Source organism: Intrasporangium sp., from assembly GCF_035280925.1.
Classification (GTDB): Bacteria; Actinomycetota; Actinomycetes; order Actinomycetales; family Dermatophilaceae; genus Intrasporangium.
Genome location: NZ_DATEEY010000003.1, coordinates 1 through 6,229 on the forward strand (window position 1 = coordinate 1; position 6,229 = coordinate 6,229).

At 70.8% G+C, this 6,229-nt stretch carries 7 protein-coding genes; 5 read left to right on the forward strand and 2 right to left on the reverse strand.

Going from position 1 to position 6,229, the window contains the following annotated elements:
- The 5 genes from VJN29_RS00225 to VJN29_RS00245 all read left to right on the forward strand — a co-directional run.
- On the forward strand, window positions 1–840 hold an 840-nt coding region (locus tag VJN29_RS00225), incomplete at its 5' end, for a cyclase family protein (RefSeq protein WP_324141278.1).
- Window positions 837–2,270 (forward strand): MmgE/PrpD family protein, encoded by a 1,434-nt coding sequence (locus VJN29_RS00230; RefSeq protein WP_324141280.1) that lies wholly within the window; start codon window positions 837–839, stop codon window positions 2,268–2,270. The genes VJN29_RS00225 and VJN29_RS00230, both read left to right, overlap by 4 nt.
- On the forward strand, window positions 2,270–3,688 hold the full coding sequence (locus VJN29_RS00235; RefSeq protein WP_324141282.1) for an MmgE/PrpD family protein: 1,419 nt from the start codon (window positions 2,270–2,272) through the stop codon (window positions 3,686–3,688). The genes VJN29_RS00230 and VJN29_RS00235 overlap by 1 nt, the downstream gene beginning before the upstream one ends.
- Before the next feature lie 23 nt (window positions 3,689–3,711).
- Entirely contained in the window at window positions 3,712–4,251 is a 540-nt protein-coding gene (locus VJN29_RS00240; protein WP_324141284.1) for a hypothetical protein, read from the forward strand.
- Window positions 4,251–4,625 (forward strand): hypothetical protein, encoded by a 375-nt coding sequence (locus tag VJN29_RS00245; RefSeq protein WP_324141286.1) that lies wholly within the window; start codon window positions 4,251–4,253, stop codon window positions 4,623–4,625. The genes VJN29_RS00240 and VJN29_RS00245 overlap by 1 nt, the downstream gene beginning before the upstream one ends.
- Before the next feature lie 125 nt (window positions 4,626–4,750).
- Here the strand turns inward: VJN29_RS00245 and VJN29_RS00250 are convergent, their stop codons facing one another.
- Together VJN29_RS00250 and VJN29_RS00255 are read right to left on the reverse strand one after the other, a co-directional pair.
- Complete coding sequence (locus VJN29_RS00250; RefSeq protein WP_324141288.1) at window positions 4,751–5,770, reverse strand: 1-aminocyclopropane-1-carboxylate deaminase; 1,020 nt, start codon at window positions 5,768–5,770, stop codon at window positions 4,751–4,753.
- 176 nt (window positions 5,771–5,946) lie between these two features.
- Window positions 5,947–6,229, reverse strand: a 283-nt coding sequence (locus tag VJN29_RS00255; RefSeq protein WP_324141290.1) for a hypothetical protein, incomplete at its 5' end; no start/stop codon positions are given.

Sequence of the window (6,229 nt, forward strand, 5' to 3'; positions counted from 1 at the left end):
ATGACCACCGAGGCGCACCCCCAGAGGGCCACAACGCGAGCACTGATCGACGCGGTCCGCGACACCCGCACGGTCGAGCTGGGTCATCCGCACTTCACGGGCATGCCGTGCTCCCCCAACCATCCGGGCTTCCGGATGACCTTGATCCGTCGCCACGGCGACATGCTCCGGCCCGACGGGGGTTCGGCGTCGAACGAGATCATCGTCACCGGCGGGCACGTGGGCACCCACGTCGACGCCCTCTCACACGTGAGCCACGACGGCCTGCTCCACGGCGGGGTCGACGCCGCGGAGGCCCAGCGCGGAGGCAGCTTCTCGGCGTTGGGAGCCGAGCACACCCCGTTCCTGATCACGCGAGGAATCCTGCTCGACGTGGCCGCCACCAAGGACGTTGACACCCTTCCCCCCGGGTACGGCGTGACGGCGGACGACCTCGAGGCGAGCGCGGCGCGAGCGGACGTCCAGGTCCAGCCGGGCGACGTCGTCCTCGTCCGGACCGGCTGGGCCCGGCACTTCGATGACCCAGCCACCTACCTCGGACAGGCAGACGGGGTCCCCGGCCCCACGGTGGAGGCCGCGGAGTGGCTGGCAGCAAAAGGGATCCGGACGACGGGAGCCGACACAACGGCATACGAGCAGATTCGTCCTGGCGCGGGGCACTCCATCCTTCCCGTCCACCGCGTCCTGCTCGTCGACGCGGGCATCCACATCATCGAGCACCTGAACCTCGAGGAGGCGTCCCGACAGGGCCTGACCGAGTTCGTCTTCGTCATGGCACCGCTCCGCATCGCAGGCGGCACCGGCTCCCCCATCCGTCCAGTCGCGGTCGTGGCACCGTGACGCAGCAGACCGTCCCCCAGCAGACCGTCCCCCAACAGACCGTCGCCCAGCGCCTCGCCTCCCTCGCTGCCGACGTGCGGCGCGACGGCCTGTCCGACGAGCTGCGCGCGGACGTCTCGAGGCGCGTCCTGGACGTCCTCGGCAACTCGATCGCCGCCGCAGACCAGCCAGCTGCGAGAGCGGTCACCACGGTCGCCACTGCGTGGGGCGGCGACGGTCAAGCCACCGCGATCGGTGCCGGCACGCGCCTGCCCGCACCCGCCGCCGCCCTCGTCAACGGCACCCTCGCGCACTCCCTGGACTTCGACGACACCCACCTGCCTTCGGTCCTGCACCCATCGTCCTCCGTGGTGCCGGCTGCGCTCGCGGTCGCTGAGGCGACGGGTGCCAGCGGTGGGCAGCTGCTCGACGCCGCTGGAGTCGGCATCGAGGTGGCGGTGCGACTCGGCATGGGTGGCTACGACCGGGAGCTCGGCAACTCGGTCTTCTTCGAGCGGGGCCAGCACGCCACGTCCATCTGCGGTGCGATCGGCGCGGCGGTCAGCGCAGCCATGCTCCTGGGCTTGGAGCAGAAGGGCATCACCGACACCATCGGCATTGCCGCCAGCATGGGCGCGGGACTGCTCGAGGCGAACCGAACCGGAGGCACGGTCAAGCGGATGCACTGCGGCTGGGCCGCCCACTCCGGCGTGGTGGCGGCGCAGCTCGCCAAGCACGGGCTCACCGGACCGCCGACCGTCATCGAGGGCCGGTTCGGCTTCCTCCACGCCTTCTGCGGGGACCAAGCCGACGTCGATGCCGTCGTCGACCGGCTGGGCGAGCACTGGGAGCTGCCCGGCATCTTCTTCAAGCCCTATCCCTGCAACCACTTCACCCACGCCGGCATCGACGCCGCCCTCCAGCTGCGCGCGCAAGGCATCACCCCGGACGACATCGTCGACCTCGAGCTCGGCGCCCCGACAGCCGTGCTGCGCACCATCGCCGAGCCACCGGAGGCCAAGGCCCGACCTGAGTCGGGCTACCACGCGGCCTTCAGCGGTCCCTACACGCTCGCTGCCGCCCTCATCGGCGGTGGGGGCCTCGGCGTCGGGCACGACGACTTCACCGACGAGTCCGCCCGTGACGAGAGCCGGCTCGCCCTGGCCGCCAAGGTCCGGTGCGTCCCGGACGCCCGCTGTGACGAGATCTTCCCCAACCAGTTCCCAGCAGTGGTTCGGGCCACGCTGAGGGACGGCAGCACGCGCGAGGTCCGGGTCGACGTCAACCGCGGCGGCCCGGGCAACCCGCTGTCCGCCGACGAGCTCGCGCTGAAGTTCCGGACCAACGCCAGCCATCGCCTGACGGATGACGCGGCAGCGCGAGTCGCCGAGGCGACCTTCGACCTGCCCAACGCCGCCTCGACAACCGAGCTGATGAGTCTGGTCACGTGATGCCTGACGATGGCCGTCTCGACACACAGACGGGCGTGGCCCAGGATCGTCTCGACCGGCTCGCGGCCGCTGCGGCCAGAGTGTCGTATGCCGCTGTGCCCGCCCTCGTGCGCGAACGCGTGCGTGATCTCGTCGTCGACACGTTCGCCGTGACGGCGTGGGGAAGTCGCCGGGACGAGCTCGTCGCGCTGCGGCGGGTGTGCGGGCATGAGGTGCCAGGCCGCTCAACGGTCCTCGGCACGCAGGATGCCCTTCCAGCAACCCTGGCCGGCTCCCTCAACGGCGCGGCAGCCGCCGCCGACCAGCTCCAGGACGGCCACCGGACGGCACGGGGCCATCCGGCCTCTCACGTGGTACTCGCTGCCTTCGCCCTGGCCGAGGCCGACGACTGCTCAACCGAGTCGCTGCTCTCCGCCGTCATCGCGGGTTACGAGGTCGGCGCCAGGATCGGCATCGCCATGGGCGGAACCCCCCAGGGCGTCCACGACATCGGCACCTGGGGCGCGGTGGCGACTGCTGTGGCGACGACCCACCTGCTCACCCACGCCGACGCCGCCGCGATCGCACGCGCCATCGAGCTGGCGGCGTCGAGCCTGCTGCTGAGTGACGCGCACACCATCTTCAGCGGGTACCCGGGTGGCCACGCCTACCTCGGCGCTTCGATCAGCCACGGGATGTGGTTGGGACAGGCAGCTGCCGCAGGCCTCGCGGCCGCTCCCGGCGCCCTCGAACGCTTCCTCGCTCCTCACGCTGCCGCGCACTGGGCCGGCCTCCCGCCCGGCGGCCTCGAGGGCTCGCACGACTACGAGATCCTCCGCGGCTACCTCAAGCTGCACCCGGCCTGCGCGCACCTCCACGGCGTCCTCGACGCCCTCGACGACATCAGGGCGGCCGAGCCCGACGCGGATCTCGCCGACCAGGTACGAGCCGTCCACGTCCGGACCTACGCCGCGGCCAGCGCCTTCGACACGCCAGCCCGGAACGAGCTCGAGGCCCGCTTCAGCATCCCCACGGCCGTAGCCCTGTCGCTGCTGCACGGCCGCCTCGACGATGACGTCCTCACGGACAAGGAGGTCGCCAGCGAGCCGGTGCGCCGGCTGGCCGGCAGGGTCGACGTCGAGCACGCACCCGAGCTGGACGCGGAATACCCGGCCGGTCGGCCAACCATCGTCGAGATCCTGCTCACGGACGGTCGGGTCCTGACCGCGAGGAGCACCCGACCACGAGGAGACGCAGACGGCGACGCCTCACGAGGGGCCTTTCGTGCCAAGGCGACTCGGCTCATCCACCGTGCCTTCGGCCCGAGCGCCGATCAGCTCCTCGAAGTCCTGGACGAGTGGCCCGACCGGCACACCCCGCGCCAGCTCGGCCACCACTTCAGGCAGGCCGCGGCCGCCACAGCGCAAGCCGACGCATGACCCCCGAGAGTGGGAGGAGCCCCATGCCCGAGATCTCCCTGACCGCGGCCCAGGAGGGCGCCCGACGCTTCGTGCTCGACGAGGCCGGGTTCGCCCAGCTGACCACCATCGACGCACGCGGGTACCCGGTGACCCGGACCATGGCGGCGTTCCTCGAGGAGGACTGGTCGGTCGCGACCGTGCAGCGCCGGCTGCACCGCCGCCTCGACCAGTGGCGCCGAAGCCCACGCACCGAGGTGGTCTGGACCGGGACCCCGAGGCCCGGCGCGACCAACGAGCGGCCCCATGTCTTCGACCTGGACCTCCTGCCGCCACGGCTCGTCGCCGTGCGCGGTGACGCACAGTTCATGGAGCCGGAGTGGACGGAGGGCATCTACCGCGCCGCCGTCACCGCCCAGCGCGCTGCAGGCCACGACCGGGCGCCCCTGCGATCGCCGGACGAGGTCGCCACGCAGCTCGTCGGCGTCCTCATCCGACCCGTCCTCGTGCGCCTCGAGGGCTTCGGCGAGGAGGCGCAGTCCTTCCTCTTCAGGCCAGGACCACACGCACAAGGAGGGCAGTGATGTTCAAGACGATTCTCGGCTACGACATCGAGGAGGGTGTGACGGAGGAGGAGTACGAGCGCTGGCTCTTCGAGGTGCACGCGCCCGACCTGCTGGCCAACCCACACCTCGACCGGATCATCTTCAACAAGGTGGAGGGCGACGTGACGTCAGCCTCCGGAGGCACTGCGGACATCCCGCAGGGGCAGTCGTTCTACCGCATCGCCGAGATGCACTTCGCCGACGAGGCGGCCTATCGGGCCTACCGCGAGTGGTTCACCGACCACCCCATCCCCTTGGGGCGCGGGCCGGCGGGCCGTACCCGTTTCAAGTTCTACGTCACCGCGACGCCCACCGAGGTGACCCGCGAGACCCTCGCGGGGCAGGCGAACTGAACGCGTGACGCGAAGCAAGCCCAGCGGCATACGGACAAGAGTTTTGCCGTATGCCGCTGGGCTCCGTCCCAGCCTGACGCGCGTTCCGCGTGGGCCCCCTGCTGTCAGCACGACGGTCAGAGCCGTCAGCCGAAGATCCCGCTGTAGGCGTTCAGCGCGGGCTGTCCACCGAGGTGCGCGTAGAGGACGGTCGAGTCCCGCTCGATCTCGCCCGAGGTGATCAGGTCGATGAGCCCGGCCATCGACTTCCCCTCGTAGACGGGGTCGATGATCATTCCCTCGAGACGGCCGGACAGCTTGATGGCCTGGATCGTCGACTCGACGGGGATGCCGTAGTGGTCGCCAGCCCAGCCCTCGAGGACGGTCACCTCGTCGTCGCGCAGGTCGCGCTCGACGCCGATGAGCTTGGCCGTGCTGCGGGCGATCCGGCCGACCTGCTCGCGGGTCTTCTCCAGCGTGGCGGAGGCGTCGATGCCGATGACGCGACGCGGGCGCCCACCGGCGTCCTCGAGGGCCGCGAACCCGGCGATCATCCCGGCATGGGTGGAGCCGGTCACCGTGCAGACGACGATGGTGTCGAAGAAGACGCCGAGATCCTTCTCCTGCTCGACCACCTCGTGGGCCCAGTTCGCGAAGCCGAGGCCACCGAGCTTGTGCTCGGACGCGCCGGCGGGGATGGCATACGGCCTGCCGCCCGACGCCTCTACCTCGGCGATGGCGTCCTCCCACGACCGGCGAATGCCGATGTCGAAGCCGTGCGGGTCGAGCCGGACGTCGGCACCCATGATCCGCGACAACAGGATGTTGCCGACCTTGTCGTTGACCGGGTCGTCCCAGTCGACCCACTTCTCCTGGACCAGGCGGCACTTGAGGCCGAGCTTGGCCGCGACCGCCGCAACCTGGCGGGTGTGGTTGCTCTGGTAGCCACCGATCGACACGAGCGTGTCGGCGCCTTCGGCGAGCGCGTCGGGCACGATGTACTCGAGCTTGCGGGTCTTGTTCCCGCCGAAGGCGAGGCCCGAGTTGACGTCCTCGCGCTTGGCCCACACCTGGGCGCCGCCGAGGTGCCGGCTGAGGCGATCGAGGCGGTGGACCGGGCTCGGCCCGAAGGTCAGCGGATAGCGCTCGAAGTCGGTGATGGCCATGGGTGGCTCCCTCGCTGCTGTTGGCACGGGGTCCCGTGCCGTCTCATCATCGAGCACGCCGAGGCAGCCGCCCTCGTCAGCAGGGAGAACTGGCTCTCGCTGCGCTACACCTTCGAGGACTGACTCATCGAGCCCCAGGCGAGACCGAGACAGGCGCAACCCGTCGGCTTGCCTGATCAGTCGAGCAGCAGGCTGAGCCCGGCCCCGACGAGCCAGACGTCCTTCGCGAGGGCCGTGCCCGCCTGGGTCGGACGGATGCTGCCCTCCTGTCGCATTCCCGGAGTCTGCATGTAGAGGCTGAGCAGGCCACCGCCGAACGCGGTCAGTGCCGCACCGGCCAGACGTGACGGCACGAACGGCGTCAGCAGCGCCACCCCAAGGGCTATCTCGGCCCGGGACAACAGCTGCGCGAACTCCGTCGGGTCCATCTCGCGCAGCGGCCCGGGCAACGTCACGGCG

Bases quoted from the DNA above. Each gene is read 5' to 3' on its own strand.
- VJN29_RS00235 (WP_324141282.1), top strand. From the start codon at position 2,270: ATGCCTGACGATGGCCGTCTCGACACACAGACGGGCGTGGCCCAGGAT.
- VJN29_RS00240 (WP_324141284.1), top strand. From the start codon at position 3,712: ATGCCCGAGATCTCCCTGACCGCGGCCCAGGAGGGCGCCCGACGCTTC.
- VJN29_RS00245 (WP_324141286.1), top strand. From the start codon at position 4,251: ATGTTCAAGACGATTCTCGGCTACGACATCGAGGAGGGTGTGACGGAG.
- VJN29_RS00250 (WP_324141288.1), bottom strand. From the start codon at position 5,770: ATGGCCATCACCGACTTCGAGCGCTATCCGCTGACCTTCGGGCCGAGC.